The sequence below is a fragment of the Rhodoferax sp. genome, from assembly GCF_010365055.1.
Taxonomy (GTDB): Bacteria; Pseudomonadota; Gammaproteobacteria; order Burkholderiales; family Burkholderiaceae_C; genus Rhodoferax.
Genome location: NZ_JAAFHA010000018.1, coordinates 1 through 25,206 on the forward strand (window position 1 = coordinate 1; position 25,206 = coordinate 25,206).

At 62.6% G+C, this 25,206-nt stretch carries 28 protein-coding genes; 20 read left to right on the plus strand and 8 right to left on the minus strand.

What is annotated here, in order from left to right; all coding sequences use genetic code 11:
- The 3 genes from GZ093_RS06495 to GZ093_RS06505 all read left to right on the plus strand — a co-directional run.
- The coding region (locus GZ093_RS06495) for a c-type cytochrome (protein ID WP_296483720.1) at positions 1-298 on the plus strand (298 nt) is incomplete at its 5' end.
- Between the two features lie 132 nt (positions 299-430).
- Complete coding sequence (locus tag GZ093_RS06500; protein ID WP_296483725.1) at positions 431-1,207, plus strand: 16S rRNA (uracil(1498)-N(3))-methyltransferase; 777 nt, start codon at positions 431-433, stop codon at positions 1,205-1,207.
- Between the two features lie 156 nt (positions 1,208-1,363).
- The gene (locus tag GZ093_RS06505; protein WP_296483727.1) at positions 1,364-2,017 is read left to right on the plus strand and encodes an OmpA family protein; all 654 of its coding nucleotides are present in this window, start codon (positions 1,364-1,366) and stop codon (positions 2,015-2,017) included.
- Positions 2,018-2,140: 123 nt separating this feature from the next.
- On the opposite strand, the gene GZ093_RS06510 is transcribed toward GZ093_RS06505, so the two are convergent.
- From GZ093_RS06510 to GZ093_RS06520, 3 genes are all read right to left on the minus strand, one after another.
- Positions 2,141-3,550: an aminopeptidase P N-terminal domain-containing protein gene (locus GZ093_RS06510; RefSeq protein WP_296483729.1), complete on the minus strand. Its 1,410-nt coding sequence runs from the start codon at positions 3,548-3,550 to the stop codon at positions 2,141-2,143.
- Complete coding sequence (locus tag GZ093_RS06515) at positions 3,547-4,374, minus strand: nucleotidyltransferase family protein (RefSeq protein WP_296483852.1); 828 nt, start codon at positions 4,372-4,374, stop codon at positions 3,547-3,549. Before GZ093_RS06515 ends, GZ093_RS06510 begins: the two co-directional genes overlap by 4 nt.
- 92 nt (positions 4,375-4,466) lie before the next feature.
- Entirely contained in the window at positions 4,467-5,243 is a 777-nt protein-coding gene (locus tag GZ093_RS06520) for a ferredoxin--NADP reductase (RefSeq protein WP_296483732.1), read from the minus strand.
- Positions 5,244-5,380: 137 nt separating this feature from the next.
- Between GZ093_RS06520 and GZ093_RS06525 the strand changes: the two genes are divergently transcribed.
- Positions 5,381-7,051 carry an AAA family ATPase gene (locus GZ093_RS06525; RefSeq protein WP_363260327.1) on the plus strand — a complete coding sequence of 557 codons (1,671 nt, stop codon included), beginning with the start codon at positions 5,381-5,383 and terminating at the stop codon, positions 7,049-7,051.
- A 4-nt stretch (positions 7,052-7,055) separates the two neighbouring features.
- Positions 7,056-7,709: a general secretion pathway protein GspB gene (locus GZ093_RS06530; protein ID WP_296483735.1), complete on the plus strand. Its 654-nt coding sequence runs from the start codon at positions 7,056-7,058 to the stop codon at positions 7,707-7,709.
- Between the two features lie 102 nt (positions 7,710-7,811).
- On the opposite strand, the gene GZ093_RS06535 is transcribed toward GZ093_RS06530, so the two are convergent.
- Entirely contained in the window at positions 7,812-8,240 is a 429-nt protein-coding gene (locus tag GZ093_RS06535; protein WP_296483736.1) for a hypothetical protein, read from the minus strand.
- Between the two features lie 377 nt (positions 8,241-8,617).
- Between GZ093_RS06535 and GZ093_RS06540 the strand changes: the two genes are divergently transcribed.
- The 7 genes from GZ093_RS06540 (at position 8,618) to GZ093_RS06570 (ending at position 15,120) form a co-directional block, all read left to right on the plus strand.
- The gene (locus tag GZ093_RS06540; protein WP_296483739.1) at positions 8,618-8,977 is read left to right on the plus strand and encodes a collagen-like protein; all 360 of its coding nucleotides are present in this window, start codon (positions 8,618-8,620) and stop codon (positions 8,975-8,977) included.
- A gap of 133 nt (positions 8,978-9,110) precedes the next feature.
- Positions 9,111-11,117: an AsmA family protein gene (locus GZ093_RS06545; RefSeq protein WP_296483741.1), complete on the plus strand. Its 2,007-nt coding sequence runs from the start codon at positions 9,111-9,113 to the stop codon at positions 11,115-11,117.
- Positions 11,114-12,502 (plus strand): cardiolipin synthase, encoded by a 1,389-nt coding sequence (gene cls / locus GZ093_RS06550; protein WP_296483744.1) that lies wholly within the window; start codon positions 11,114-11,116, stop codon positions 12,500-12,502. The genes GZ093_RS06545 and cls overlap by 4 nt, the downstream gene beginning before the upstream one ends.
- A gap of 32 nt (positions 12,503-12,534) precedes the next feature.
- Complete coding sequence (locus tag GZ093_RS06555) at positions 12,535-13,116, plus strand: phosphatidylglycerophosphatase A (protein ID WP_296483746.1); 582 nt, start codon at positions 12,535-12,537, stop codon at positions 13,114-13,116.
- 62 nt (positions 13,117-13,178) lie between these two features.
- The gene (locus tag GZ093_RS06560) at positions 13,179-13,616 is read left to right on the plus strand and encodes a CinA family protein (RefSeq protein WP_363260331.1); all 438 of its coding nucleotides are present in this window, start codon (positions 13,179-13,181) and stop codon (positions 13,614-13,616) included.
- A gap of 80 nt (positions 13,617-13,696) precedes the next feature.
- On the plus strand, positions 13,697-14,137 hold the full coding sequence (locus tag GZ093_RS06565; RefSeq protein WP_296483753.1) for a hypothetical protein: 441 nt from the start codon (positions 13,697-13,699) through the stop codon (positions 14,135-14,137).
- The gene (locus GZ093_RS06570; RefSeq protein WP_296483754.1) at positions 14,134-15,120 is read left to right on the plus strand and encodes a CapA family protein; all 987 of its coding nucleotides are present in this window, start codon (positions 14,134-14,136) and stop codon (positions 15,118-15,120) included. Before GZ093_RS06565 ends, GZ093_RS06570 begins: the two co-directional genes overlap by 4 nt.
- Positions 15,121-15,136: 16 nt before the next feature.
- Here GZ093_RS06570 and GZ093_RS06575 read toward each other — a convergent pair whose 3' ends face one another.
- The gene (locus tag GZ093_RS06575; protein ID WP_296483757.1) at positions 15,137-15,352 is read right to left on the minus strand and encodes a hypothetical protein; all 216 of its coding nucleotides are present in this window, start codon (positions 15,350-15,352) and stop codon (positions 15,137-15,139) included.
- 229 nt (positions 15,353-15,581) lie between these two features.
- On the opposite strand from GZ093_RS06575, the gene GZ093_RS06580 reads away from it, so the two are divergent.
- From GZ093_RS06580 to GZ093_RS06600, 5 genes are all read left to right on the plus strand, one after another.
- Positions 15,582-16,148, plus strand: coding sequence for a BON domain-containing protein (locus GZ093_RS06580; protein ID WP_296483759.1), 567 nt, complete (start codon positions 15,582-15,584; stop codon positions 16,146-16,148).
- A gap of 34 nt (positions 16,149-16,182) precedes the next feature.
- Positions 16,183-16,650: a glycine zipper 2TM domain-containing protein gene (locus tag GZ093_RS06585; protein WP_296483761.1), complete on the plus strand. Its 468-nt coding sequence runs from the start codon at positions 16,183-16,185 to the stop codon at positions 16,648-16,650.
- 19 nt (positions 16,651-16,669) lie between these two features.
- Complete coding sequence (locus GZ093_RS06590) at positions 16,670-17,317, plus strand: hypothetical protein (RefSeq protein ID WP_296483764.1); 648 nt, start codon at positions 16,670-16,672, stop codon at positions 17,315-17,317.
- A gap of 63 nt (positions 17,318-17,380) precedes the next feature.
- Positions 17,381-17,593 (plus strand): glycine zipper 2TM domain-containing protein, encoded by a 213-nt coding sequence (locus tag GZ093_RS06595; protein WP_296483767.1) that lies wholly within the window; start codon positions 17,381-17,383, stop codon positions 17,591-17,593.
- A 317-nt stretch (positions 17,594-17,910) separates the two neighbouring features.
- On the plus strand, positions 17,911-19,197 hold the full coding sequence (locus tag GZ093_RS06600) for a solute carrier family 23 protein (protein ID WP_296483771.1): 1,287 nt from the start codon (positions 17,911-17,913) through the stop codon (positions 19,195-19,197).
- A gap of 122 nt (positions 19,198-19,319) precedes the next feature.
- On the opposite strand, the gene GZ093_RS06605 is transcribed toward GZ093_RS06600, so the two are convergent.
- Positions 19,320-19,913, minus strand: a complete 594-nt coding sequence (locus GZ093_RS06605) for a chalcone isomerase family protein (RefSeq protein ID WP_296483773.1) — start codon at positions 19,911-19,913, stop codon at positions 19,320-19,322.
- Positions 19,914-20,173: 260 nt separating this feature from the next.
- Complete coding sequence (locus tag GZ093_RS06610; protein WP_296483775.1) at positions 20,174-20,647, minus strand: thioredoxin family protein; 474 nt, start codon at positions 20,645-20,647, stop codon at positions 20,174-20,176.
- A gap of 31 nt (positions 20,648-20,678) precedes the next feature.
- Here GZ093_RS06610 and GZ093_RS06615 point away from each other — a divergent pair, with 31 nt between their 5' ends.
- Together GZ093_RS06615 and GZ093_RS06620 are read left to right on the plus strand one after the other, a co-directional pair.
- Positions 20,679-21,413 (plus strand): glutathione peroxidase, encoded by a 735-nt coding sequence (locus tag GZ093_RS06615; RefSeq protein WP_296483776.1) that lies wholly within the window; start codon positions 20,679-20,681, stop codon positions 21,411-21,413.
- Positions 21,414-21,440: 27 nt separating this feature from the next.
- Positions 21,441-22,883, plus strand: coding sequence for a dihydrolipoyl dehydrogenase (locus GZ093_RS06620; protein WP_296483778.1), 1,443 nt, complete (start codon positions 21,441-21,443; stop codon positions 22,881-22,883).
- Positions 22,884-22,961: 78 nt separating this feature from the next.
- On the opposite strand, the gene GZ093_RS06625 is transcribed toward GZ093_RS06620, so the two are convergent.
- On the minus strand, positions 22,962-23,450 hold the full coding sequence (locus GZ093_RS06625) for a low molecular weight protein-tyrosine-phosphatase (RefSeq protein ID WP_296483781.1): 489 nt from the start codon (positions 23,448-23,450) through the stop codon (positions 22,962-22,964).
- Positions 23,451-24,243: 793 nt separating this feature from the next.
- Between GZ093_RS06625 and GZ093_RS06630 the strand changes: the two genes are divergently transcribed.
- Positions 24,244-25,206 carry a D-glycerate dehydrogenase gene (locus GZ093_RS06630; RefSeq protein ID WP_296483784.1) on the plus strand — a complete coding sequence of 321 codons (963 nt, stop codon included), beginning with the start codon at positions 24,244-24,246 and terminating at the stop codon, positions 25,204-25,206.

Below are 25,206 nucleotides of genomic sequence, written 5' to 3' on the forward strand. Positions count from 1 at the left end.
TAAAGCGCAGTGCACGGCCTGCCATACCGCGGGCGTCGTCGGCGCCCCCAAATTTGGCGATGCAGCGGCTTGGGCGCCGCGCATCCAGACCGGCTATGACGCATTGCTGAACGCGGCGCTCAAAGGCAAGAATGCCATGGCCGCTCAAGGTGGCGGTGAGTTTCAGGACCTGGAAATCGGTCGCGCAGTCGTCTATATGGCGAACGCCGCCGGTGGCAAATTTGCCGAGCCGCAAGCCGCCGGCGCTCCGGCTGAAGCGGCATCAGCGCCGGCTGAAGCTGCATCCGCAGCCAAATAGTCCGCGTCTACCTGCCCCCACCATGCCGACTGTCAGTCGGCATTTTTATAACATTTTGGCCACCAGCCCAGGTGGAATAAGCGTTACATGCTACTTATTTTATAGCGTAAGATAGTTCCGCCCGATTTCTTCATGCCCCGTTTCTACTGCCCCACCTCGCTGCGCTGCGGCGACTTGCTTGACCTGCCGGCCAGCGCGGCCCGCCACGTGCAAGTGCTGCGCCTGCAGCCGGGTGACCACATCACACTGTTCAACGGGGGCCCCGGCTGGGCCGCGGACGCGGCAGCGCACCCCGGGGGTGAGTTTGATGCCAGCGTCACGCGCATGGGTCGCAGCGATGTGCAGGTGCAGGTCGGCGCCTGGCACCCGGTAGAGCGCGAGGCCGCGCATCAAGTGCACCTGGCCGTGGGCATGCCGGCCAACGAGCGCATGGACTGGCTGGTCGAAAAAGCCACCGAACTGGGCGTGGCCAGCATTCAACCTTTGACGACCGAGCGCAGCGTGCTGCGGCTCAACCCGGAGCGGGCCGTTAAAAAGCAAGCGCATTGGCAAAGCGTGGCCGTGGCCGCTTGCGAACAGTGCGGTGGCAACCGGGTGCCGGTGATTCACGCGGTGATGACCTTGGCGGCGTGGCTCAAGGCGCGACCGCTTGAGGTGAGCGGGCGGCAGTTGGTGTTGTCCTTGCGTCCCGGTGCCCAAGGTGTGCGTGCGGCTGTGGCTGCCTGCGCGGGCCCTGCCGACACCAGCGCCGCCGGCGGCGTCACCTTTTTGTCCGGCCCGGAAGGCGGCCTGAGCCCGGCCGAGGAAGAGGCCGCGCTGGCCTGTGGCTTTGCGCCGGTGACACTGGGGCCGCGCGTGCTGCGCGCCGAAACCGCTGCCCTGGCCGCGCTGGCCGCCTTGCTGGTGTAAGGGCGCCGCCTGCGCGGATTCCGGGCGATTCGTAGGCGTAGGGCCGGCGCTCAGATAAGCGCCCACCCATTTTCCTTGTAGGACATGCGGTTTCTCAAAGAAAGCCGAGATACGAGTGATATAAGAAAAAGCATGAACAACTCAACAGGACGAAACATGAAAACCATCGCATCAAAGACTCGCACCATTATTTTCAGCATGAGCGCTGTTGCCCTGCTGGTCAGCGGCTGCGCCAACATGACCGAGACCCAGCGCAGCTCAGCCATCGGCGCCGGCGTGGGCGCGTTGGCGGGTGCCGCTATTGGCGACAGCCGCCAGTCGACTGCGATCGGTGCTGGCGTCGGCGCACTGGGCGGCTACATCTGGTCGCAGCAGATGGCCAAGAAGAAGGCGGAGATGGAACGCGCCACGGCAGGCACGGGTGTGGATGTCATGCAGACAGCTGACAACCAGCTCAAGCTCAATATTCCGAGCGACATTTCGTTCGACGTCAATCGCTTTGACATCAAGCCCAATATGCGGCCGATCCTGGACCAGTTTGCACAGGGCTTGAGCAACCAGCCCAACACCGAAATCCGCATCATCGGCCACACCGACAGCACGGGCTCGGACAGCATCAACAACCCCTTGTCGGTCAACCGTGCTGCCAGTGCGCGCGATTACCTGATGGCCCGTGGCGTGGATGGCCGGCGCGTCCAGATTGATGGCCGCGGCTCGTATGAGCCGATTGCCGACAACAACACCGATCGCGGCCGGGCCCAGAACCGCCGCATCGAAATCTACCTGGCCGAGCGCTCAGCCAGCCGGTAGTCATTGCTGTGATGCCGTCAGGCCTGCGCTTGCAGGTCTTCGGTGTCCTTATCTGGAAAATAGCCACGGAACGCGCTGAGGCAGGCGCCCTGCACCCGTGCGACCAAACGCCAGCTGCCAGCGTCAAGCCCGCATCAGCGCTTCAATCTCGTCGACCGTCACCGGCACGTCGCGGCTGATCAGATCGCAGCCGCTGGCGGTGACGATGGCATCGTCTTCAATGCGGATACCGATGTTGTGAAATTGGGCAGGCACGCCCTCCGCCGGTCGCACATAAATGCCGGGCTCCAGCGTCAGCACCATGCCGGGCTGCAGGATGCGCGCCGGCCGGTCCTTGATGAGCTCACCGGTGAGCGCGTCCTTGCGCGTGCTGACAGTGCCAATCTCCGAGGGCTCGGTGTAGGCGCCGCAGTCATGCACGTCCATGCCGATCCAGTGCCCGGTGCGGTGCATGTAGAACTGGAAGTAGGCGCGCTTCTCGATCACGTCCTCCAGACTGCCGACCTTGTTCCGGTCAAGCAGCTCGAGGTCGAGCATGCCTTGCGCCAGCACCTTGACGCTGGCCTCGTGCGGGTCGGTAAAACGCGCACCGGCGCGGGTGGCGCCAACGGCCGCTTCTTGCGACGCCAGCACCAGTTCGTACAACACACGCTGCGGCCCGGTGAACTTGCCGTTGGCGGGGAAGGTGCGGGTGATGTCACTGGCGTAGCCGTCGAGCTCGCAGGCGGCGTCGATCAGCACCAGTTCACCGTCACGCACTTGTCCCGCGTCGGCGCGGTAGTGCAACACGCAGGCATTGGCCCCGGCGGCCACGATGGAGCCGTAGGCCGGGGCCTGCGAGCCGTGGCGGCGAAACTCGTGCAAGAGCTCGGCGTCCAGGTGGTATTCGCGCACGTCCTGGCCCGCGCGCAGCATCCTGCTTGAGAGCTGCATGGCGCGAATGTGGGCACCGGCACTGATTTGCGCGGCACGCCGCATGGTGGCCTGCTCGTGCGCGTCTTTCACCAGGCGCATTTCATCGAGCACGCCGCACAGGTCGCGCTGCTGCTCGGGGCACAGCGTGCCGTAACGCACGCGGGCGCGCACGCTGTGCAGCCAGCCGTCAATGCGGGTCTCCAGCCCCTTGTGCGTGGCAAACGGGTACCAGACGGCCTCAAAACCATCGAGCAGAGCGGGCATCTGGGCGTCCATGTCGCCAACAGCAATGGCCGCGTCAACACCGAGGGCTGCCGGTGCCGCCTGCGGACCCAGTCGAAAGCCGTCCCAGATTTCACGCTCGGGGTCTTTGGTCTGGCAAAACAGCGTGCTCTTGCCGTCGCCGGTGATGACCAGCCAGGCTTTGGGCTCCGTGAACCCGCTCAGGTAGTAGAAATAGCTGTCGGGGCGGTAGAGAAAATCGCTGTCGCGGTTGCGCTGCTGCTCGGGTGCGGTGGGGATGATGGCGATGCCGTGCGGGCCGATGAGCTTGGCCAGTTGCGCGCGACGCTGGGCGTAGCCGGCATCGGCAGTTTTTGCGAGAGCTGTTGCGGTCATGGGTGGGGCTCCAAAAGGCGTCGGGGGTGGGCAGAGGGTGAATTCAGATTCAAGGCGTGCAGCCGCTCGGGCGTGCCGACGTCGGTCCAGGGGCCGCCATACAGTTCGGCCGACACGAGTCCATTGTCCATGGCTGCGCGCAGGAGCGGCGCCAAAGGGGCTTTGACGCCGAGCGGGTTGCCGCTAGCGATGTTGCACCAGGGCGGCTCAAACAGGGCGCGGCGGTACAGGCCGATGCTGGAAAAGGTGTAGCGCGCTCGCGTATCTGGAGCAGGCAGATTGAGCGCCAGAGCGATGCCGCCAGTCTCGTCCAGGCCGAAGTCACCGCGCAGGTGGTGCGCCGGGTTGGGCACCAGCCAGAGGTGCGCCAGCTTGTCACTGGCGACAAAACGCGCCACCGCCGCGGCACTGAAGACAAAGTCAGGCACATACACATCACTGGCGAGCACCCAGAACACGTCTGCCTGGGCGCCAGCGGCCGCGGGCGGGCACAGCAGCGGCAAGGCGCGCGCAACGCCGCCGGCGGTTTCCAGCGCGCCGCCGAAATCCTCGCCTTCATGCGAATAGGAAATGGACAGATCGGTTTTATTTGATAGCTGCTCAGGCCGACTGGACGCTGGCTGGAGGCTGAAATGATCATTAAATCGTGCAGAAATCTGCAGCCCCAGCCAAGCCGTGTTGACCACCACACGGCGCACGCCCGCGCGGCTCAGCGCTTCCAGATGCCACTGCATCAGCGGCTTGCCATGCACCGGCAGCAGCGGCTTTGGCGTGCTGTCGGTCAGCGGGCGCATGCGCTCGCCGCGGCCGGCCGCCAGCAGCATGGCGGCTACCTGGGGGCTGTCAGCGGGAGGAAGCACAGGGGACACGCGGCTGGGCGCTCAATGCGAGTGTGGCGCTGGACGACGCTTGGCTCTTACTGCTCGACAAAGGCCCGCTCGATCACGAAGTCGCCTTGCTTGGTAGTGTTGCCTTCCATGAAGTCGCGCTTTTCCAGCAGGTGTTTCAGGTCGCGCAGCATCTCGGGGCTGCCGCACAGCATCACGCGGTCGTGCGCCGGGTCGAACTTGGGCAAGCCCAGGTCCGCCTGCAATTGGCCGGTTTCCAGCAGCGTGGTGACGCGGCCCTGGTGCACAAAGGGTTCGCGCGTCACGGTCGGGTAGTACAGCAGCTTCTCCGACACCATATCGCCCAGAAACTCATGTTCGGGCAGCTCGAGTTTCAGGTAGTCGTGGTAGGCCAGCTCGGCCACCTCGCGCACGCCGTGCACCAGAATGACCTTTTCAAAACGTTCATAGGTTTCGGGGTCGCGCACGATGCTCAGAAAGGGCGCCAGGCCGGTGCCGGTGCCGATCAGGTACAGGTTTTTCCCCGACAGCAAATAGTCAATCAGCAAGGTGCCGGTGGGTTTGCGCCCGACCACAATTTTGTCGCCCACCTTGATGTGCTGCAAGCGTGAGGTCAGGGGACCGTCCTGCACCTTGATGCTCAGGAACTCCAGATGATCTTCGTAGTTGGCGCTGGCGATGCTGTAGGCGCGCAACAGTGGCTTGCCGCTTTCCAGGCGCAGGCCGATCATGGTGAAGTGGCCGTTGGAGAAGCGCAGGGTCGGGTCGCGCGTGGTGGTGAAGCTGAACAGACGGTCGGTCCAGTGGTGAACGCTTAAAACGGTTTCTTCTAAAAAGGCACTCATAGCGGGTCTTTAAAAATTCCAAGGGGCAACAGGGTGAGGGGCGGATTGTAGAACCCGGGGTCCTCGGGCGGACACGCGGCAGACACCGCTGCAGCTCGGGGTTATCCTTGCCACTTATGTACTCGCAGCATTTCGGCTTGAGCCAAGACCCCTTTTCCATCGCGCCCGACCCGCGCTACCTGTTCATGAGCGAGCGCCACCGCGAGGCGCTGGCGCATCTGCTGTACGGCGTGGTCGGCTCGGGTGGGGCGGCCGCCGGCACCAGTGGCACCGGCGGCGGGTTTGTTCTGCTCACCGGCGACATCGGCACCGGCAAGACCACGATTTGCCGCTGCTTCCTGGAGCAGATCCCCAGCGGCTGCCAGGTGGCCTACATCTTCAACCCCAAACTCAGCGTGACGGAGTTGCTGCAGTCCATCTGCGAGGAGTTCCACATCACGCTGGCGCCTGCCGCCTCGGGCGCACCCACGGGCAAGGACTACATCGACGCGCTCAATGCCTTCTTGCTGCAACGCCACGCCAGCGGGCAAAGCAGCGTGCTCATCATCGACGAGGCGCAGAACCTGCAAGCCGAGGTTCTGGAGCAGCTTCGCCTGCTGACCAACCTGGAAACCAACGAGCGCAAGCTGCTGCAGATCGTGCTGATCGGCCAGCCCGAACTGCGTGCCCTGCTGGCGCGCCCGGAGCTTGAACAGCTCGCCCAGCGCGTGATTGCGCGTTTTCACCTGGACGCCTTGAGCGCCGCCGAGAGCAACCAGTACATCGGGCACCGGCTGGCGGTGGCCGGCCACACCGGCGCGCTGCCGTTTGACCGGGCGTCCCTGCAGCGCATCCACCGCCTCGCGCGCGGCGTGCCGCGGCGCATCAACCTGCTGTGTGGACGCGCGCTGCTGGGGGCCTGGGCCAGCGGCTTGCCGCGCGTCAACCGGCGCGTGGTGGACAAGGCGGCGGCCGAGGTGTTCGGGCCCGACAGCGCTCGCTCGACCAGCAGCAGCCCATGGCGCAGCGCCTACGCGCTCGGCGGTCTGGGTTTGGCGGTCGGCGTCGCGCTGGCAGGGGCCTTGCTGTGGCCACGCCAGCAGCCGACGCAGCCGCCAACCCCGGCCCCTGTGTCAGCCGCGCCCGTTGCCGCGTTGGCGCCGATCAAGGCGGCGCCGGCGCTGCCAAGTTCGCCTGAAGAGATCGCTGGCCTGCTGGCGCAAATGCCGCGCGATATCAACCCGGCCTGGCGGGCGCTGGCCGGCCGCTGGGCACTGCCCGCCCTAGCAGGCGTGAGCGACGGGGATCCGTGCCTGGCGGCGGCGGCGCTTGGGCTCCAGTGCTACCGCACCAACCGGCTCAGCGTCCCTTTGCTGCGCCAGCTCGGGCGCCCCGGCATCCTGACCCTGCAAGCGCAAGACGGCGCACCGGTGTACGCCGTGCTGGTGGGCCTGGGCGAACAGACCGCCACGCTGCAAGTGGGGTCCAGCTTGCATCGCGTCCGTCTGGTGGCGCTGGGTGGACTCTGGCGTGGCGACTTTGCCACCTTCTGGCGGGCGCCGCCGGGCTATGCCGGCGATCTGTCTGACGGCAGCCGTGGACCCTTGATCGACCAGCTGGCGACCCAACTGGCGCAGATCGATGGGGCGCCAGCAGCGGGGGCGGGGGCGGCCCCGCAACAACTCGATGCGGCGCTGCGGGCCCGGGTGCGCGCCTTTCAGCGCGCCCAAGGCCTGCAACCCGACGGCCAGCCCGGCCCCATGACTTTCCTGCAACTCGACAGCGCCACGGGCGGCAGTGGCCCGCGTCTTTCGACTGACCCGAATTGAACCCATGTCCTACATCCTCGACGCCCTGAAGCGGGCCGATACCGAACGTGAGCGCGGCAACGTGCCCGGCGTGCACACGCGCCAAATGGCGACCCCCAGCGGTCACGTCGTGCCCAGTGAACGCAGTCGGCTCTGGCTGGCCGTCGCTGCGGCCGTGGCGATCGGTGCCATCGGGGTTGGCCTGTGGATGTGGCAATCAGCGGCCGAAGCGCCGCTCGCGGTGGCCCTGAAACCCGTCGTGGTTCAACCCCCGGTGACTACAGCGACGGCGCCGCCGGTCGCGGCCCTCGCGCCCGCCACTGTCAAGCCAGCGCCAAAGCCGACGCGGGCGGCGCCTGCCGTTGCATCGCCAGCGCGATCCAAACCTGAGGTCAAGCCCGAGCCGAATATCGCGGTCACAGCGCCAGCCAAAACAACGCCCACCTTGCCCGCGGTGCCGCTGCTCAGTGAGTTGCCTGAGGACCTGCGGCGCCAAGTCCCGGCGTTGACCGTCACCGGCGCCGTCTACTCGGAAAATCCGGCGCAACGGCTACTGCTGGTCAACAACCTGGTGCTGACCCAAGGCGCCCTGGCGGCGCCCGAGCTGACGCTGGAAGAAATCCGGGCACGCAGTTCAGTGTTCAGTTTCCGCGGCACGCGCTTTCGGGTCGCTCATTAGCCGGGCAGTCTTGCTACCCGGCATTTCCGGCTTGCCAAACTATTCTGGCGCCACCAAGGCGCCAGAATAAATCGGGAGTCGCTACTGAAGTGATTGCAGACATCAATCCTTGTGCTTGCCATTCCCGCGATGCTTGCCGTTGTCGCCATCCTCGCCATGACCGTTTTTCCAGTGCTTGGGCTTCTTCTGTTTTTCAATCTTGACGACCTTGTAGTTGTCATCGCGCTGCCAATGGCCCGGTTGGCGCACATAGACCGTGCCCCGCTGGTCCCAACGGTCAGGCGCCCAGCGGTAGCCGTCGCGCTGAACGATGGTGCGTCCGCGCACCCAGATGTGACGATCGCCATTGAGCGTCCAGTAGCCCGGTGCCCAGGCGTAGCCCGGCGCGATGACCGGCCTGGCTTCATACAGCGGTGCCGGCGGCCCGAGGTTGATGTTGACGCTGATTTGCGCAAACGCGGGCACGGCGACGGCACTGGCCGCCACCAGGACAGACAGCACGAGATGCCGGACTTTATTGCTTGCTTTCATGAAGGGTTCCTTTGGTTATTGACTGTCACAGTCTAATGCTGACAGCTTGTGTCGGCATGATCCGTGCGCTGGCCCACATAACGCCCTCACAACTCGGCGGCGGGCGCCAAGGACCAGAACTCTGCTAAAAAAAAATTGGCGCCATGTGCGCTGGCGCACTGAATGGATGCTGCGCTTTGCGTAACCTTGTTCTCAGTCGTCACCTAACGACCGAGGTCTATGCCCATGGGTGTAGCCGAACCATCGGTTGCTGATGCGATGCTGCAATAGCGATGGCCTGATCTGCCAGCGTTCTTTCTTTCAGATACCGATCAATACTGGGTCGCTAGTCACGCAAACGTGCTTAGTTCCCCATTCGCTCACTACAAGGAATCATCATGAAGTACTCGACTCTATTGGCCACCACGGCCGCCGCGTTTGCATTGGTTGGCTGTTTTTCACTGCCCGCCGGTCCGGCCGGCCCTCAGGGCGCAACCGGTGACACCGGCGCCACGGGCTATACCGGCGCAACCGGCAACACTGGCGCAACGGGTTATACCGGCGCGACCGGCGGCGCTGGTGCCACCGGCGCGACTGGCTATACCGGCGCAACCGGCGCAACCGGCGGCGCTGGCGCCACTGGTGAAACCGGCGCAACGGGCTATACCGGCGCAACCGGTAGCACCGGCGCTACTGGCCGCACCGGCGCCAAAGGAACAGGCACCCCTGGCACCGTTGTGATTGTGCCGGCTCAGTAAGCCAAGTCCCGGGCGAGCCGACTTGCATGGTCGGCTCGCCTGGTAGGCTATGCCTGTCGGCATTGTCCAAGGTAGGCGGACAATGGATCCCTAGACTGCGCCTTCCCTGGCGCAGTATTTATTTGGAAGAAACATGACTGCTACGCCCGTTCACCGCGCCTTGACGCTGCCCCGCTCCCTGCTATGGCTAGCCGGAGTCGTCATCGTGCCACTGGTGCTGGCGGTGCTTTTCATTTTGGTTTTCGGCTGGAATTGGCTGCGCGCGCCGGTGGAGCGCATGGCGCTGGAGAAAACTGGCCGGGTGCTGGCCATCCAGGGCGACATGAACGTGGCCTTGGGCTGGCCGCGGCCGCGCATTCGTGCCAACGCGGTGACGTTCGCCAATCCGCCTTGGACCCAAGAAAAACAGATGCTCACTGCCGAGGCCGTGGAGATCACGCTCGACCTGACACAACTACTTCAGCGCAAGCTGGTGTTCCCTGAACTGCGACTGGAGCGACCGGTTGTGTTTCTGGAGCAAGGCAGCGAAGGGCGCCAGAGCTGGTTGCTCGACCAGCAGCAGCAGGACCCGGGCGCCCGCATCCAGATCGACCGTCTGACGCTGGATCAGGGCAGCCTGGGCTACGACGATGCCGCCCAGAAGACCAGCGTCCGAGCCGAACTCTCCAGCTTGCCGCCGACAGCAGGCGCCGCCGACACCGGCCTGACTTTCAGCGCCCGCGGGCAGTACAAGGGCCAGGCGCTCAAGGCTGAAGGCCGTGGCGGCCCGGTGCTGGCCTTGCGCGACGACAGCACCCCCTACCCTTTGACAATTGACGCCAGCGTGGGCCACACCCGCGTGCGCGCCGAGGGCAGCGTCACCAGCTTGCTCAAATTTACCGCGGTGGATCTGACGCTGGCACTCAGCGGCGACAACCTGGCGCGGCTCTTTCCCTTGCTGGGCATCACCTTCCCAGCCACCCGCAGCTACGTCACCGCCGGCCACCTGCTGCACAGCGGCAACAGTTGGCGCTACGAAAAGTTCTCGGGCCGCATCGGCACCAGCGACATCACCGGCTCGCTCCAGGTCAAAACCGGTGGCCAGCGCCCGACGTTGACGGCAGAGCTGACCTCCAGTGTGCTTGATCTGGCCGACCTGGGGCCGCTGATCGGCGCGCGCCCGGGTAGCGTAAAGGCCGCTAAGAATGCAGCCGAGCAATTGCCCACCCAGGCGGCGCCAACTGCAGGCCGCACACCGGCGCGAGCACGTGTGCTGCCGGATCTGCCGTTCAACACCGAGCGCTGGCGCAGCGTGAACGCCGAGGTGAGCTTGCGGGCCAAGGCCCTTAAGCGCGAGAAGGAGTTGCCACTTGAAGACCTGGTGGCCCACTTGAGCCTGCAGGATGGCGTGTTGACGCTCGATCCGCTCAACTTTGGTCTGGCCGGCGGCGAGCTCAACACGGTGGTCTCACTCGATGGACGCAAGGATCCGATCGTGGCGCATGCCAAGGTACGGGCCCGCAAAATACTGCTGTCCAAGCTGTTTCCAACGATTGAGCTGAACCAGAACAGCATTGGCCAAATCAACGGCGAGTTCGATCTGGCCGGACAAGGCAACTCGGTCGGTCGCATGCTGGCGAGTGCCAATGGCAAGGTTGGACTGGTCGTCTCCGGCGGCGAGATCAGCAAGTTGTTGATGGAAAAAGCCGGCCTGCATTTGTGGGAAATACTGCAACTGAGCCTGAGCGGCGACCGGCTCATCAAGCTGCGTTGCGCGGTGGCCGACTTTGACGTCAAGAACGGCAAGATGCAAACCGACGCTCTGGTGCTCGACACCCAGGTCACGACCCTGCTCGGCAGCGGCAACATCGACCTGGCGCAGGAGCGGCTGGACCTGACCTTCAATCAAAAGACCAAGGACACCAGTCCCCTGGCTTTGCGCAGCCCGATCTATGTGCGCGGGACTTTTGCCAAGCCCGACGTGGGCGTCGACAAGACGCGTGTCGCGGCGCGTGCTTTGGGCGCAGTGGCACTGGGCCTGGTCAACCCGTTCCTGGCGCTGCTGCCCTTGATCGACGCAGGTCCGGGCCAGGACAGCGATTGCGGGCAGCTGGTGCGCGATGCGCGGGCACTACCGCACCCCAAAAGTCAAGGCCAATGACCCTGCACACCCTCTTGCGCATGGAGGCGGCGGCGGTCGGCGCGCTCGGGTTTTCCGCTTGCGCCACACTGCCGGACACTGACGAGCTGATCGAGCGGCACGCGGGGCAGGCGGCTCGGTTTGAGACGGCGCGCGGTGCGCTCCCGGCACGCAAAAGCGCCGCCATCCTGGCGCAGCTCAAACGCCAGTCCGGCGACATCGATATTCTGGACAAACAGATCGCGCTGGAGCAGGCTGTCAATGACAGCCCGCTGGTATTGGGCAACAAAGTCACCTTGCTGCAGGATGGCGCCCAGACTTACCCGGCCATGTTTGACGCCATCCGCAGCGCGCGCGACCACATCAACCTGGAGTCTTACATCATCGAAGACGACGAGGTCGGCCGCCAGTTCTCCGAGCTGTTGTTGGCGCAGCAAGCGCGCGGTGTGCAAGTCAACCTCCTCTACGACAGCGTGGGCGCCCTCAACACGCCCAAAGCTTTTTTTGACCGCTTGCGGCAAGGCGGCATCGAGGTGCTCGAATTCAACCCGATCAACCCTTTGACGGCTAAGGGGCCGTGGCTGATCAACCACCGCGACCATCGCAAGTTGCTGCTGGTGGACGGTCGCATCGCCTTCATCGGCGGCATCAACATCAGCAGCGTCTACGGCTCCGGCTCCATTCCAAGCCGGTCCCGCAAGGCGGTGGCCGGCGGCGATGAATGGCGCGATACCGACCTGCGGATTGAAGGTCCGGTGGTCAGCGAATTCCAGAAATTGTTCCTGCAAACCTGGGAAAAGCAGCGCGGCCGTCCGCTCGCAGCCAAGAACTACTTTCCCGCACTCAAGGTGCAAGGCCAAGATATCGTACGCACCATTGGCAGCACGCCCGATGATCCCTTCAGCCTGATGTACCTGACGCTGATGTCGGCGATTGGCAATGCGGAAAGACAGGTGCACTTGACCCACGCCTATTTCGTGCCCGACCCGCAGCTGCGCCAAGCCTTGGTGGCTGCCGCCGGCCGCGGCGTCGATGTCAAATTGATCCTGCCGAGCCACTCGGATTCCGGCTTGGTCTTTCACGCCGGTCGGGCGCATTACACCGAGTTGCTGGAGGGCGGCGTCAAGCTGTACGAGCGCTCCGGGGCGCTGTTGCATGCCAAGACCGCGGTCATTGACGGCGTCTGGTCCACGGTGGGTTCGAGCAACCTGGACTGGCGCAGTTTTCTGGACAACGACGAGATCGATGCCGTCGTGCTGAGTCAGGAATTTGCCCGGCAAATGGAAGCCATGTTTGCCAGCGACCTGCAGGCGTCTCAAGTGATCGATCGGGTCGGCTGGCAGCGCCGCCCGCTGCAGTTTCGGCTGAAGGAATGGCTGGCGCAGTTCTGGGGGCGTCTGCTTTAGCGTCGGCCGCGCCGGGCACCGATAATTGCGGCATGCCTGCTGACGCACCCTTCTTTGAGCCACCGATAGCCGCAAGCCCCGTCACGTCGGGGCCGCTGCGCCCGAGCCCCCGTTTCATGTGGTCGCATCCGGCACACTTGCTGGCGCTGGGTTTTGGTTCCGGCCTGAGCCCGCTGGCGCCCGGCACGGCGGGCACCTTGTGGGCCTGGCTGGCGTTTTTTGTAATGCAACCCTGGATGAATGACACGCGCTGGGCGTGGTTGATTGCCCTGTCGCTGCCACTGGGCTGGTGGGCCTGCACCCTCACTGCCAAAAATATGCGGGTGCTCGACCCGAGCAGCATTGTGTGGGACGAAATTGCGGCCTTTTGGCTGGTGCTGTGGCTGGTGACACCGGCCGGGTTTTGGGGCCAACTGGTGGCCTTCGGCCTGTTCCGCTTCTTTGATGCAGCCAAGCCCGGCCCGGTACGCTGGGCCGACCAGCTGTTTCATGGCGTCAACACCGCCAGCGACCCGGCGGCCTGGCGCAAGGCCGGTTTTGGCATCATGTTTGACGACCTGGTGGCAGCGGCTTGTACCCTGCTGGTGATCGCTGGCTGGCGCTTTTACCAATGACTCAAGAACTATCAAAATCAGAGCTGCAAACGACCTATCTGTGCGGTCTAGCGGCTGATTTAATGCTAAAAAACAAACTGAAACTGGTGACGGCTGAAAGCTGTACCGGCGGCATGATTGCCGCCGCCTGCACCGACCTGGTGGGCTCCAGTGACTGGTTCGAGCGCGGTTTTGTCACTTACTCCAACGACGCCAAAACCGAGTTGCTGGACGTCCCAGCGCAGCTGCTGATCAGCGAGGGCGCCGTCAGCGAAGCCGTGGCGCGGGCCATGGTGCGCGGGGCATTGGCGCATTCGCACGCGCAAGTGGCGGTGGCCGTGACTGGCGTGGCCGGCCCCACCGGCGGCAGCCCGGCTAAGCCGGTTGGCACGGTCTGGTTCGGCTTCGCCGTGCCTGGGCAGGTGATCACTGAAATGCGCCACTTCGACGGCGACCGCGCTCAAGTGCGCGCCGCCACTGTGCGACATGCTTTTACCAGGCTCGCGGAGATGCTGCGCTGAGCCGCTTGAAAAAATCAGGCAAGACAGTTCACCTGCTGACAGACGTTCAGGTCCGGGTTGAATGACACAGAATAGGCATCATGAATCACCTCCGTTCGAACCCTCGGGCCCCAATGAGCCGCACGGCGCGTCGGGCTGCGTTGACACTGGCGGCTCTCCTTCTGCCTCTCACGACGGTCGCCGCGCCACTGCTGCGCTGCCAGGTGGCCTATGCGGGAACCACCCACGTCATCGAAGCCAGCCCGGTGTCCGACCCGTATCCGGTGGCCTCGGTGGATATCGGTGGACGCTTTCGTTTCAAAGCAGTCATGGTGGGTGATGCCGCCCATGTTGAGTACATCAAGCTCTACGCCTACCTGGATGCCAGCCGCCAGCCCATCCTGGTGCAGCAAGCCAACTACCTGCCGCCTTTCAGAGCGTCAGCCACCCCTTACCTGCTGACCGGCGAGCAGCACCTGTATGCCGGCCCGGTTGAGCGCGAGTTGATGTACCGCTGCACGTTGGAAGGTGTTGCGTCATGAGCGCTTGCCTGCCCCGTTGGCTTTTTGTCATCTGGCTGGCTGCGTGCCTGCCAGGGTTCGCCGCTGAGCCGTCCGACGCGGTCAGCCTGGTCTTTGCCGGCGACATCGTGCTTGATGACTCGGCGGGCGAGATGATCCGGCGCGGCGAGGATCCGTTTGCCGACTTTGGCGGCTTTTTCAGCAACGCCGATATCCGCGTGGTCAACCTGGAGTGCGTCATTGCCACGACGGGCTCGGCGGGCGACAAGAACTACACCTTTCGCGCCCATCCAGAGGTACTGCCGGTCCTCAAGCGCCACTTCGATGCCCTGGCCCTGGCCAACAACCATTCGGGTGACTTCGGCCGCGCCGCGTTTGCCGAAATGCTGGGGCTGATCAAGCAGTCGGGCTTGCTGCCATTTGGCGGTGGCATGAATCTGGCACAGGCGCACACGCCACTCATCATTGAGCGCAAGGGCATTCGCATTGCACTGCTGGGGTACAGCGAATTCATGCCGCGCAGTTTCGAGGCGGATTACAACGCACCCGGCATAGCCTGGAGCGAGGATGAACAAGTGGTGGCGGACATCCGACAAGCCCGCAGCGCCTACCACGCCGACCTGGTGATTCCGGTCATGCACTGGGGTTGGGAAAACGAGCTGACGGCCACCACACGCCAGCGCCAACTCGCACGCACCATGATCGATGCCGGGGCCGACGCCGTCATCGGTGGTCACCCGCATGTGACCCAGGACATCGAGCAGTACCGGGGCAAGCCGATTGTCTACAGCGTCGGCAACTTTGTCATGAAAGAGACTGACAACGACAACCAGCGACGCGGCTGGTTGCTCAGGTTACAGCTCGACAAACTGGGCGTCATTGGCTTTGATACCCGCGTCGCACGCATCAACCTGGATGGCATTCCACGGGCGGACCGTGACAGCGCCAGTCCGTGCTGGAGCCGCGGGGAGACTGGGGTGCGGGACTGCCGCAACCCGGACTGAGGCGACTCTTTAGCCCTTATTTTTTACCAACCACCAGCAAGAATACGCCCAAGATGATTCCGCCGGCGCTGACGATCAACGGGACGTTGATGGTTTCCTTTTCCTGCACCTTGAGCTCCAGCGGCCCCACCTTCATGCCGGTGGTCTCCTTGGTGTAGCTGAAGCCGCCAAAGGCCAGGCCGAGGCAACCGGCAGCGATCAGGATGATGCCTATCATTTTGGTGGGGTTCATGGGGTTCTAGCTCCTAAGAATATGGAAGTATGAAAAATACAGTGCACCGAGTTGCATGGTAGCGCAGGGCACCCGCACCAGTGCCAAGAAACGAGTGGAGGCTAATCAAAATTAATTCTGCCGTATGTGCGCCGACGCACGGAAACGGCGGGGCGAAGCGGCAACAATTCACTGAACTTGAGGTCATGGGCCACCGGCGACCAGCCCCTAAGTACGGAGAGACATTCCCATGCGTACCCAAATCGAATTATTGGCATTGAGCGCCGCGCTGACGGCACTGCTGGCGGGCTGCGACCAGCCGTCGGCAGTGGCCCCCGCCGCGGCGCCGAGCACGACGGTCGGCACGGTGATTGACGACAGCATCGTATCCGCCAGCGTCAAGGCGGCGCTGCTGGCCGACCCGGACATCAAGGGTTTTGACCTCAAGGTTGAAACCCGCAAGGGTGAGGTCCTGCTGAGCGGCTTTGTCGACAAACAGACACAAATGGATATCGCCGTCACCGTCGCGGGCGCGGTGACAGGTGTCAAGAGCGTCCAGAATAATGTGAGCCTGCAAAGCGCCGCGCCGACGATCGGCGGCAAGGTGGATGACACCTTGGTCACGGCCAAGGTCAAGGCCGCTTTGCTGGCCGACGAGAGTATCAAGAGCCTCGACATTGGCGTCATCACGCGTCAAGGCGAGGTGCAACTCAGTGGTTTTGTCAATAGCCAGGGCCAGATTGATCGCGCCCTTGCAGTTGCCGACAGCATCGAAGGCGTGTGCGATGTCAGCAATGAAATGAGTATCAAGAAGTAAGTCCATTTAACTGTCATTTTCTAAGGAGATCGCTATGAAACTCGTGCATAAAACCGGATCCGTTCTCGCGCTGGCAGCGCTCTTGGCGCTCGGCGGTTGTCAAACCATGGCCCCGGCCAACACCAGCAACACCGGCACGGCCTACCCGCAGTCCAGCTATGGCGCCTACACCGGCTACGGCGTGGTGCAGTCGATCGAATTGGTGCAGCAAGGCAGCAGCGGTATCGGCGCCGGCGCCGTGATGGGCGGCATTGTGGGCGGCATCCTGGGCCACCAGGTCGGCAGCGGCCAGGGCAACACCGCAGCGACCGTGCTTGGCGCCGCTGGTGGTGCCTACGCCGGTCACGAATTGGAAAAGCGCAACCAACCGCAGGCCAACGCCTACAAATTCAATATCCGCATGCAAGACGGCTCCTACCAGTCGGTCACGCAGACCACCATCGACGATATTCGCGTGGGTGACCGCGTGCGCATCGACAACGGTGTGGCACGGCGCTATTGATTGAGCCAAAACGCAAGCCATGAATAAACTGACGGCCCACGGGCTGGCCTTGACGATCGGTCTGGGGTTCAGTGTTGGCGCCATGGCGCAAGCCATGACCCAACTCCAGTACAAAACCGCCCAGACCGGCATCAGTGCCAACTACAAAGTGGCCCAGGCTACCTGTGAAGCTTCCGCTGCCAACGCCAAAGACATTTGTCGGGAGCAGGCCAATGGGAAACAGAAAGTCGCGACGGCCGAACTGAAGGCGGCCTATACGCCCTCAGAAACCGCCAGCTACCAGGTGCGTCTTGCCCGCGCCGACGCCAATCTGGCCCTGGCCCTCGAGAAGTGTGATGACCTGGCCGGCAATGTCAAGGACGTCTGCGTCAAAGAGGCCAAGGCGACGGCGGTCACGGCCAAGGCCAATGCCAAGGTGCACATGAAGACCGCCATGGCGCACGACGCCGCCTATGACAAAGCCAGCAAGGCCCAAGGCGTGGCCGATGAGAAGGCCACCCAGGCGCAGGTCAAGGCTGACGAAATAAGTGCGGTGGCGCGCAACGACGCTGCTACCGAAACGCGCGCGGCCGCACTTGCCGTCGCGAAGGAAAAATGTGATGCCTTGGCCGGTGATGCCAAGGGTGATTGCATCAAGGATGCGACGGCGCGCTTTTCGAAGCCCTGACGCTCGCGTCCCAATGGGTGCTGATTCCCTTTAAACCAGTCTTTTCACGATCAAGGAATTAACATGAAAACCATCCAACAAAACGCAGCCCGCGTGCTGGCCGTAGCGGCAGTGGTCATCCTCGGCGGTTGCGCCGGCATGACGCACCAGGAAAAGGGCACTGCCACCGGCGCCGTCATCGGCGGCGTGGCAGGTAACGTCGCCGGCGGCGGGCTGCTGGGCACCGCAGCTGGCGCGGCGGTGGGCGGCGTGATCGGTCACGAAGTGACCAAGTAACAGCGCAAGCCACCATGCCAGTCGGGGGCGGGTTCAATGACCTGCCACCGATTTTTTTTGACCGGTCCGCGCCCTGCGGAGCAGGTCCTGTGCCAGGCACCCTGCCCGCAGCGATACCTGGCCCCTTGGTAAATCCAATCAATTCAATCACTGGGTCGATCCGGCCAGCCAGTCGGTGACGGTCTGACCCGCGCGTGCCTGGGCGAGGCATGACCAGTGGGCACCGCAGCGACGTTAAGATTCGCCCTGGCCTGAACCGCATGTATGTGCCGGTTGAGGTGCCTGGTCTCCTCCCACTTTTTGAATTGAAAAATACCATGTCAATATTGAACTGGACCGTCAAAAGCGCCAGCGTGTTGCAGCAAGGCGGCGTGATTGCCCCCGATGAGCGGCTGCCGTGGCCGCAAACCACCGTCATGGGCATGCAACACGTGATTGCCATGTTTGGCGCCACCGTGCTGGCCCCGATCCTCATGGGCTTTGACCCCAATCTGGCGATCTTGATGAGCGGCATCGGCACGCTGATCTTCTTTGTCATCACCGGCGGCAAGGTGCCGAGCTACCTGGGGTCGAGCTTTGCCTTCATCGGCGTGGTCATTGCCGCCACCGGCTATGCGGGCCAAGGGCTCAACCCGAACATCGGCGTGGCGCTGGGCGGCATCATTGCCTGCGGCGCCGCCTACACCGCCATTGGCCTGCTGGTGCAGGTGGTGGGCACCGGCTGGATCGAGAAGCTGATGCCGCCGGTGGTGACTGGCGCCGTGGTCGCCGTCATCGGCCTGAACCTGGCGAGCGTGCCGATCAAGAACATGGCCGCCAGCAACTTTGACAGTTGGATGCAGGCCGTCACCTTTGTCTGCGTGGCGCTGGTGGCGGTGTTCACGCGCGGCATGGTGCAGCGTTTGCTGATTCTGGTCGGCCTGCTCGTGGCCTCGCTGGTGTACGCGGTGCTGACCAACGGCCTGGGCCTGGGCAAGCCGCTCGACCTGAGCAACCTGATCAACGCGGCCTGGTTGGGCGCGCCCGGCTTTGCCGCCCCGGTGTTCGACCCCAAAGCCATGCTGATGATCGTGCCGGTGGCCATCATTCTGGTGGCGGAAAACCTGGGCCACCTCAAGGCCGTGGCCGCCATGACCGGCAAGAACATGGACCCGTACATCGGCCGCGCCTTCATCGGCGACGGCATCGCCACCATGGTCAGCGGCAGTGCGGGCAGCACCGGTGTGACCACCTATGCAGAAAACATCGGCGTCATGGCCGCCACCAAAATCTACTCGACGGCGCTGTTTCTGGTGGCCGGCTTGCTGGCGCTGGTGCTGGGCTTCAGCCCCAAGTTTGGCGCGGTGATTGCCGCCATTCCCTTGCCGGTGATGGGGGGCGTGAGCATCGTGGTGTTTGGCCTGATTGCCGTGGCGGGCGCTCGCATCTGGGTGCAAAACAAGGTGGACTTTGCCGACAACAAGAACCTGCTGGTGGCTGCCATCACCCTGATTCTGGGCACCGGCGACTTCACACTCAAGTTTGGTGATTTCGCCCTCGGTGGCATCGGTACCGCCACCTTTGGCGCGATCTTGTTGCACGCGCTGCTGAACCGCAAACGCTAGAACATTTATATAAAATCAGGCTCTAACCCGCGTGGAATAGCCTTAGCGCTATTTATTAAATAGAAATTGACAGGCTGGGTTGGTGCCCGCCAACCCAGCGCATCGGCCCGATTCTGTTCGACTTACTTGGCGCCCAGCAAGGCGGGCTTGAGCGCATCGTCGACCGGCTTATCACCCAGCCAGATCCGCAAGACGGCGTTGTAGAACGCGGCGTCCGGCAAAGGCTCACCCAGGGGCTTGCCGTTCAATTGGCTGACGGTGCCGGTGCCAGGCAACCAGTCGAGCGTGAGCACGTCGCCCTTTTTGACCGCCGGAACCACGCTGAACATTTTTTCAAACTTTTGCGTTTGATCGCTGGTCTTCGCTTTTTCCGCCGCGCTTGAATTGGCGTTCAAACCCGCAACAAAAGTCTTGGCCAATTCGTCGCTGGGCACCTCACGCATCATCACAATCGTGACGCGCTTCGGGCCGGCCAGCGCCTGGACCTCGGTCGGCGTTGTCTTGTGGTCCGTCAGGTACAGCCCCATGGCATAAACCTTGAACACGAACTTGGTACGGATGCCAGCGCCATTGAGCTTGAGCGGCTTGCCCTCGACCGTGGTCGCGTCGTCAATTTTGACGCCGCCGACTTCGACCGCCTGGCTGGGCAGCGCGCCGCAGGCCAGCGCCAGCAGTCCGATGGAGAATATTTTTTTGAAGCTGGTTTGAGTTGTCATGATTTCCTTTTCCGAAAGTGATGGTATTTAAAAAATTACCTTTTCGCGGTTCTTACCGCCATCTGCAACAAGCCGTTCATCGGCCTTGAGCAAAGCCCGCGTCTGTCTGCAGGGTTCAGATTTAAGACTCGGGCTCTGTCAATTTTCAATAACAAAATAGTACATCCCCTGTCTTTGATCGCCGAGAGGAAATACCCTGATTTGGATGACAAGGACGTTGATTCCGGTCCAAAAAAGTGGGCTGCCGGGGCCCGCGCGCGTCAGGCCGGCCTGGCTGCCCGAATCCGGGCCACCAGCGCTGTCACCGACGAATCGGCCAGGGCGGGCGCGGCGGGGTTTTCGATCAGCGAGCGCAGCAGACGCGCCAGGGTGTCCGCCTGCGGCGTCAGCGGCCCAAAGAAATGCGGCGTGTCGCCCACGGCCAGCAGCAGGGTCGGAAAGTCTTCGACATCCAGCGGGTCCAGCAGCTCGGCATCGTCCTCGACGTCCATCCAGAGAAAGCGCACGGCGGGGAACTGCGCCTCTACCTGGGCAAAGCGCTGGCGGTAGTCGCGGCACACGCCGCACCACTCGGCGCACAGGCAGACCACGAGGACGTCGGCGGGCGGACAGGGTGTGGCGATGGGCATGCCGGGATGATCGCAGAAATGGATCTGCTTTGCGATACCTGGCGGCCGGGACTTGGTTCGCTGGCGTACAGACCATGGGTGCGGGCGTGCGTACATTGCAGACATCAAGAACCGCAACACGAACTGGAGAAAAACAATGCTCAAATCACGCGAAGGTCAAAAAGTCCCCGACGTCACGTTCCCGATCCGGGTCAACGGCGAATGGCAGAAAGTCAGCAGCGACGCCTTGTTCAAAGGCAAAACGGTGGTGCTGTTTGCGCTGCCCGGCGCCTTCACGCCGACCTGCTCCAGCACCCATCTGCCACGTTTCAACGAGCTCGCTGGCGTCTTCAAGGCCAATGGCGTCGATGACGTGATCTGCCTGTCAGTCAACGATCCCTTCGTGATGGAAACATGGAAGACAGCGCAGAACGCCGAAAACATTCACTTCATCCCCGATGGCAACGGCGAATTCACCGACGCCATGGGCCTGCTGGTGGACAAGTCCGCGATCGGGCTGGGCAAGCGCAGCTGGCGCTATTCCATGCTGGTGAAGGATGGTTTGATTGAAAAAATGTTCATCGAGCCAGAAGAGCCGGGCGATCCGTTCAAGGTGTCGGACGCCGATACCATGCTGAACTACATCAACCCCAAGGCCAGCCCACCGCCGCGCGTCACTTTTTTCAGCAAACCCGGCTGCCCACACTGCGCGCGTGCCCGCAAGATGCTCGGTGACAAGGGGCTTCGGTTTGAGGAGATTGAACTGGGCAGCCACGGCATCAGCTTCAGCTCGCTGCAAGCGGTGAGCGGACGCGGCACCACACCCCAGGTGTATATCGATGGTCAACACGTCGGTGGCGCCGACGAACTGACCCTCTGGCTGGCGAAGTAAGTTGCCACCGTCTGGACCGAAGCTGCCATGAAGCCAATTCACGTCGATGTCGCCGTTATAGGTGCCGGGACCGCCGGCATGGGCGCCTACCGTGCCGCCCGCGCCCATACTCATTCCGTTTTGCTGATTGAAGGTGGCGCCTACGGCACGACATGCGCCCGCGTCGGCTGCATGCCCAGCAAATTGCTGATTGCCGCCGCCGAGGCCGCGCACCAAGCGCGGCATGCATCGCGGTTCGGGGTGCAGGTTAGAGACATTGCCATTGACGGCGCGGCGGTCATGGCGCGCGTGCAGCGCGAACGCGACCGTTTTGTCGGATTCGTGCTGGAGACGGTTGAAGCCATTGCGCCCAGTGACCGTTTGAGGGCCAAGGTGAGTTTTCAGGATGCCGATACGCTGGTCACGGCGCAGGGCCAGTTGATTCACGCCCAGCGCATCGTGATCGCCACCGGCAGCATTCCCATGCTGGCGCCGGTGTTGAAGGGCTTGAGTACGCGCTTGCTGACCAATGAAAATATATTCGACTTGCCGACCCTGCCGACAAGTCTGGCGGTGTTCGGTCCCGGTGTGGTGGGAATGGAACTGGCCCAGGCCATGAGCCGCCTGGGCGTGCACGTCAAGGTGTTCGGCGTTGGCGGCGGCATTGCCGGCATTCGAGACCCGGCCGTTCGGGACTACGCCAACAAGGTTTTCAACGAAGAGTTTTATCTGGACGCATCGGCTCAGGTGAAGTCAGTCAAAGAAACGGCCACCGGGGTGGAAGTCCATTACCTGCATCGCGACGGGGCCTGGCAAACCGATGCGTTCGATTTTGTGCTGGCGGCGACCGGTCGGACGCCCGATCTTGCCGCACTGGCGTTGGAAAACACTGGACTAGAGCTGAATGAACGCGGCGTGCCGGTGTTTGACCGTTTCACCCAGCAGTGCGGCAACAGTTCGATCTTTATTGCCGGCGACGCCAGCAACGACATCCCCCTGCTGCACGAGGCTGCCGATCAGGGTCGCATCGCGGGCGAGAATGCCGGGCGTTATCCCGCTATCCAACCCGGTTTGCGCCGCATGCCGATGGCGGTGGTCTTCACCGACCCTCAAATCGCGTCGGTGGGTTTCAACCTGAAACAGCTCGACGAGCAATTCAAGGACCGCTTCGCCGAGGGAATCGTGTCCTTTGAAGACCAGGGGCGCAGCCGGGTCATGCTGCGCAACAAGGGAATCTTGAAGGTCTACGGCGAGCAGGGCAGCGGCTTGTTTCTGGGGGCGGAAATGTTCGGCCCCGCCGCCGAGCACATTGGGCATCTGCTGGCCTGGGCGGCGCAACAGCGCATGACCATCTCCGACATGCTGACAATGCCTTTCTATCACCCGGTCATTGAAGAAGGACTGCGCACCGCACTGCGGGCTCTCAACCACAAGCTGCATATCGGTCCGCAAGTGGTCGAGCGTTGCATGGATTGCGGGCCTGGCGCATAGCCTGCGGTGATGGCGCGCGGTCGACGCACGCGGCTGATGGTGCCAGCACCCCCACGGATCGCCATGGCGGCCCTGGATTCAATCATCATCGCTGAGCTTTTCTTGCACCGCCATAAGAACACCGGCGCAACCATCCTCGATGACGTCAAGGACGTGCTCAAAGTCATCGGGCTGGCCGTAGAACGGATCAGGTACATCCTGGCTGACGGGCTCGCTGCAATATTGCGTGAAGTAGAGAAGCTTGTGGTGGAATCGTGGTGGGCAGCTCAGGCGCAGCGTCAGCAGGTTGCTCTCGTCCATCGCAAGAATCAGATCAAAGCGCTGAAAGTCCTCAGGCTGCAACAGCCTTGCTGTGAGACCGGAGAGGTCATAGCCCCGTCGCATCGCGTGTTTCTGCGCATGAAAATCGACCGGTTCTCCCGTGCTGAGGTCATGGGTGGCGGCCGAAGCCACATGCACCCGATCGTTCAAGCCCTGGTGGATCGCCTTCTGGCGCAGGACCTCCTCAGCCGTTGGACTGCGGCACAGGTTGTCAGTGCAGACGAGGAGTATTGAATACTTGGTCATGGGGCAAAAGTGCGGTTAAGTTGTTGCAGTGCGATGGCGATATCGCGGCAGGCCTGGGTGGCATGAAAACCACGCCCTGCGCAGGTTGGGCCATTCGCCATTCTTGGCAGCAATTGTCCGACAGAATCATCAGCCTGCCTTGTTCGCCAATGGGCATGTGAAACTGGCGCGTCAAGGGCGCTTGGCTTCAAGCGAATCAATACTGTCGGTGGCCTGCAGCGCACGGCCCAGCCTAGGTGATTTTGAAGACCGTCCGAATGGTTCTTGAACCGGACTTTTCTTCGTAAACAGCCCATTGCTTGATCAGTTCGTTCGTTACGGTCATTTTTCTTCATCTCTTTTGAAGTGCAGCAGTTTCCTGCCATTTGACCGTTTACACAGAACTTCTTACACCCTCTACTTGGAGACGGGGAAATCCTTCAAGAAGGTACGCGGCTTTGCCCAACTGGAAATCCTGATAGACGGTATTCGTCCCCACTCCCAGCAACTCAAGAAGGCAGCATAATCTTCATCACCACCAACTCAAACCTGCAACAGAGTTCGGGACATCGCCTTTTCCAATGTCACCGAGCGAGACAAGCTCAAACCCCGGCGCGATCCTTATTGGCAAAAACTGATGGCGGACTGCTACCGGGGCTACCGCAAAATGACCACCACCAGCGATGGCAACTGGTCGGCTCCGCTACTTAAATGAAGCCCAGAACCCCGCCAAAAACCGCCCCTATCCGTCGTTATACTTGGTGAGAAGCGCATATTTCCACGATCAAGAAACGAAATCCACAGAGGATAAAAAATGAAGCCAGTCATTCTTGTCACCCGCAAATTGCCGGATGCCGTCGAGCAGCGCCTCCTGCGCGACTACGACGCCCGTCTTAATCCCGGGGATGACCTCTACAGCGCCGATGAATTGGTCAAACGCGCCGAAGGTGCCGATGCCATCCTTCCCTGCCACACCGAAAAATTCACCGCTGAGGTGATTGCCCGCCTTCCCAAGAGTGTCCGTGCCATTGCCAACTTTTCCGTTGGCTACGACCATGTCGACACCAAGGCCGCAAAAGAACATGGCCTTATCGTCACGAACACCCCCGAGGTGCTCTCCGACGCGACGGCCGAACTGACCATGATGCTGATGCTCGGCGCGGCACGCCGGGCCAGTGAAGGCGAGCGCCTGGTTCGCACGCGTGAGTGGAAGGACTGGAGCCCCAGTTTCATGGTTGGCACCCAAGTCACGGGCAAGCGACTCGGCATTATCGGCTTTGGACGCGTCGGTCAGGTCGTTGCCAAACGCGCACGCGGCTTCGACATGGAGATTCACTACAATGATCTGCAGCGCTTACCGTCAGAAATCGAGGCGGGAGCAATTTATCACAAGACCCCCGAGGAACTGTTGCCGCATTGCGATTTTCTGGCACTCCACTGCGTCGCTATTCCGGAAACCTTCAGGCTGCTCAACGCCGCGCGCATAGCCCTGCTCCCGGACGGAGCCATTGTCGTCAACGCCAGCCGTGGCGCCGTAATCGATGACGACGCGCTGATCGCAGCACTCAAATCAGGCAAACTGACCGCCGCCGGTCTTGATGTCTACAACAATGAACCGACGAACATTCACCCCGGTTACCGGGAACTGCCCAACGTGTTCCTGATGCCGCACATCGGCAGTGCCACGAAGGAAACCAGGATCGCCATGGGCTTCCGCGCACTCGATAATCTGGATGCCATTTTCGCCGGGAAAGAGCCACTCGACCGGGTGGCGTGA

What these genes read in the sequence shown, in the direction of transcription:
- GZ093_RS06500 (WP_296483725.1), top strand. Translation starts at nt 431, where the DNA reads ATGCCCCGTTTCTACTGCCCCACCTCGCTGCGCTGCGGCGACTTGCTT.
- GZ093_RS06505 (WP_296483727.1), top strand. Translation starts at nt 1,364, where the DNA reads ATGAAAACCATCGCATCAAAGACTCGCACCATTATTTTCAGCATGAGC.
- GZ093_RS06510 (WP_296483729.1), bottom strand. Translation starts at nt 3,550, where the DNA reads ATGACCGCAACAGCTCTCGCAAAAACTGCCGATGCCGGCTACGCCCAG.
- GZ093_RS06515 (WP_296483852.1), bottom strand. Translation starts at nt 4,374, where the DNA reads ATGCTGCTGGCGGCCGGCCGCGGCGAGCGCATGCGCCCGCTGACCGAC.
- GZ093_RS06520 (WP_296483732.1), bottom strand. Translation starts at nt 5,243, where the DNA reads ATGAGTGCCTTTTTAGAAGAAACCGTTTTAAGCGTTCACCACTGGACC.
- GZ093_RS06530 (WP_296483735.1), top strand. Translation starts at nt 7,056, where the DNA reads ATGTCCTACATCCTCGACGCCCTGAAGCGGGCCGATACCGAACGTGAG.
- GZ093_RS06535 (WP_296483736.1), bottom strand. Translation starts at nt 8,240, where the DNA reads ATGAAAGCAAGCAATAAAGTCCGGCATCTCGTGCTGTCTGTCCTGGTG.
- GZ093_RS06540 (WP_296483739.1), top strand. Translation starts at nt 8,618, where the DNA reads ATGAAGTACTCGACTCTATTGGCCACCACGGCCGCCGCGTTTGCATTG.
- GZ093_RS06545 (WP_296483741.1), top strand. Translation starts at nt 9,111, where the DNA reads ATGACTGCTACGCCCGTTCACCGCGCCTTGACGCTGCCCCGCTCCCTG.
- cls (WP_296483744.1), top strand. Translation starts at nt 11,114, where the DNA reads ATGACCCTGCACACCCTCTTGCGCATGGAGGCGGCGGCGGTCGGCGCG.
- GZ093_RS06555 (WP_296483746.1), top strand. Translation starts at nt 12,535, where the DNA reads ATGCCTGCTGACGCACCCTTCTTTGAGCCACCGATAGCCGCAAGCCCC.
- GZ093_RS06560 (WP_363260331.1), top strand. Translation starts at nt 13,179, where the DNA reads ATGCTAAAAAACAAACTGAAACTGGTGACGGCTGAAAGCTGTACCGGC.
- GZ093_RS06565 (WP_296483753.1), top strand. Translation starts at nt 13,697, where the DNA reads ATGAATCACCTCCGTTCGAACCCTCGGGCCCCAATGAGCCGCACGGCG.
- GZ093_RS06570 (WP_296483754.1), top strand. Translation starts at nt 14,134, where the DNA reads ATGAGCGCTTGCCTGCCCCGTTGGCTTTTTGTCATCTGGCTGGCTGCG.
- GZ093_RS06575 (WP_296483757.1), bottom strand. Translation starts at nt 15,352, where the DNA reads ATGAACCCCACCAAAATGATAGGCATCATCCTGATCGCTGCCGGTTGC.
- GZ093_RS06580 (WP_296483759.1), top strand. Translation starts at nt 15,582, where the DNA reads ATGCGTACCCAAATCGAATTATTGGCATTGAGCGCCGCGCTGACGGCA.
- GZ093_RS06585 (WP_296483761.1), top strand. Translation starts at nt 16,183, where the DNA reads ATGAAACTCGTGCATAAAACCGGATCCGTTCTCGCGCTGGCAGCGCTC.
- GZ093_RS06590 (WP_296483764.1), top strand. Translation starts at nt 16,670, where the DNA reads ATGAATAAACTGACGGCCCACGGGCTGGCCTTGACGATCGGTCTGGGG.
- GZ093_RS06595 (WP_296483767.1), top strand. Translation starts at nt 17,381, where the DNA reads ATGAAAACCATCCAACAAAACGCAGCCCGCGTGCTGGCCGTAGCGGCA.
- GZ093_RS06600 (WP_296483771.1), top strand. Translation starts at nt 17,911, where the DNA reads ATGTCAATATTGAACTGGACCGTCAAAAGCGCCAGCGTGTTGCAGCAA.
- GZ093_RS06605 (WP_296483773.1), bottom strand. Translation starts at nt 19,913, where the DNA reads ATGACAACTCAAACCAGCTTCAAAAAAATATTCTCCATCGGACTGCTG.
- GZ093_RS06610 (WP_296483775.1), bottom strand. Translation starts at nt 20,647, where the DNA reads ATGTCTGCAATGTACGCACGCCCGCACCCATGGTCTGTACGCCAGCGA.
- GZ093_RS06615 (WP_296483776.1), top strand. Translation starts at nt 20,679, where the DNA reads ATGCTCAAATCACGCGAAGGTCAAAAAGTCCCCGACGTCACGTTCCCG.
- GZ093_RS06620 (WP_296483778.1), top strand. Translation starts at nt 21,441, where the DNA reads ATGAAGCCAATTCACGTCGATGTCGCCGTTATAGGTGCCGGGACCGCC.
- GZ093_RS06625 (WP_296483781.1), bottom strand. Translation starts at nt 23,450, where the DNA reads ATGACCAAGTATTCAATACTCCTCGTCTGCACTGACAACCTGTGCCGC.
- GZ093_RS06630 (WP_296483784.1), top strand. Translation starts at nt 24,244, where the DNA reads ATGAAGCCAGTCATTCTTGTCACCCGCAAATTGCCGGATGCCGTCGAG.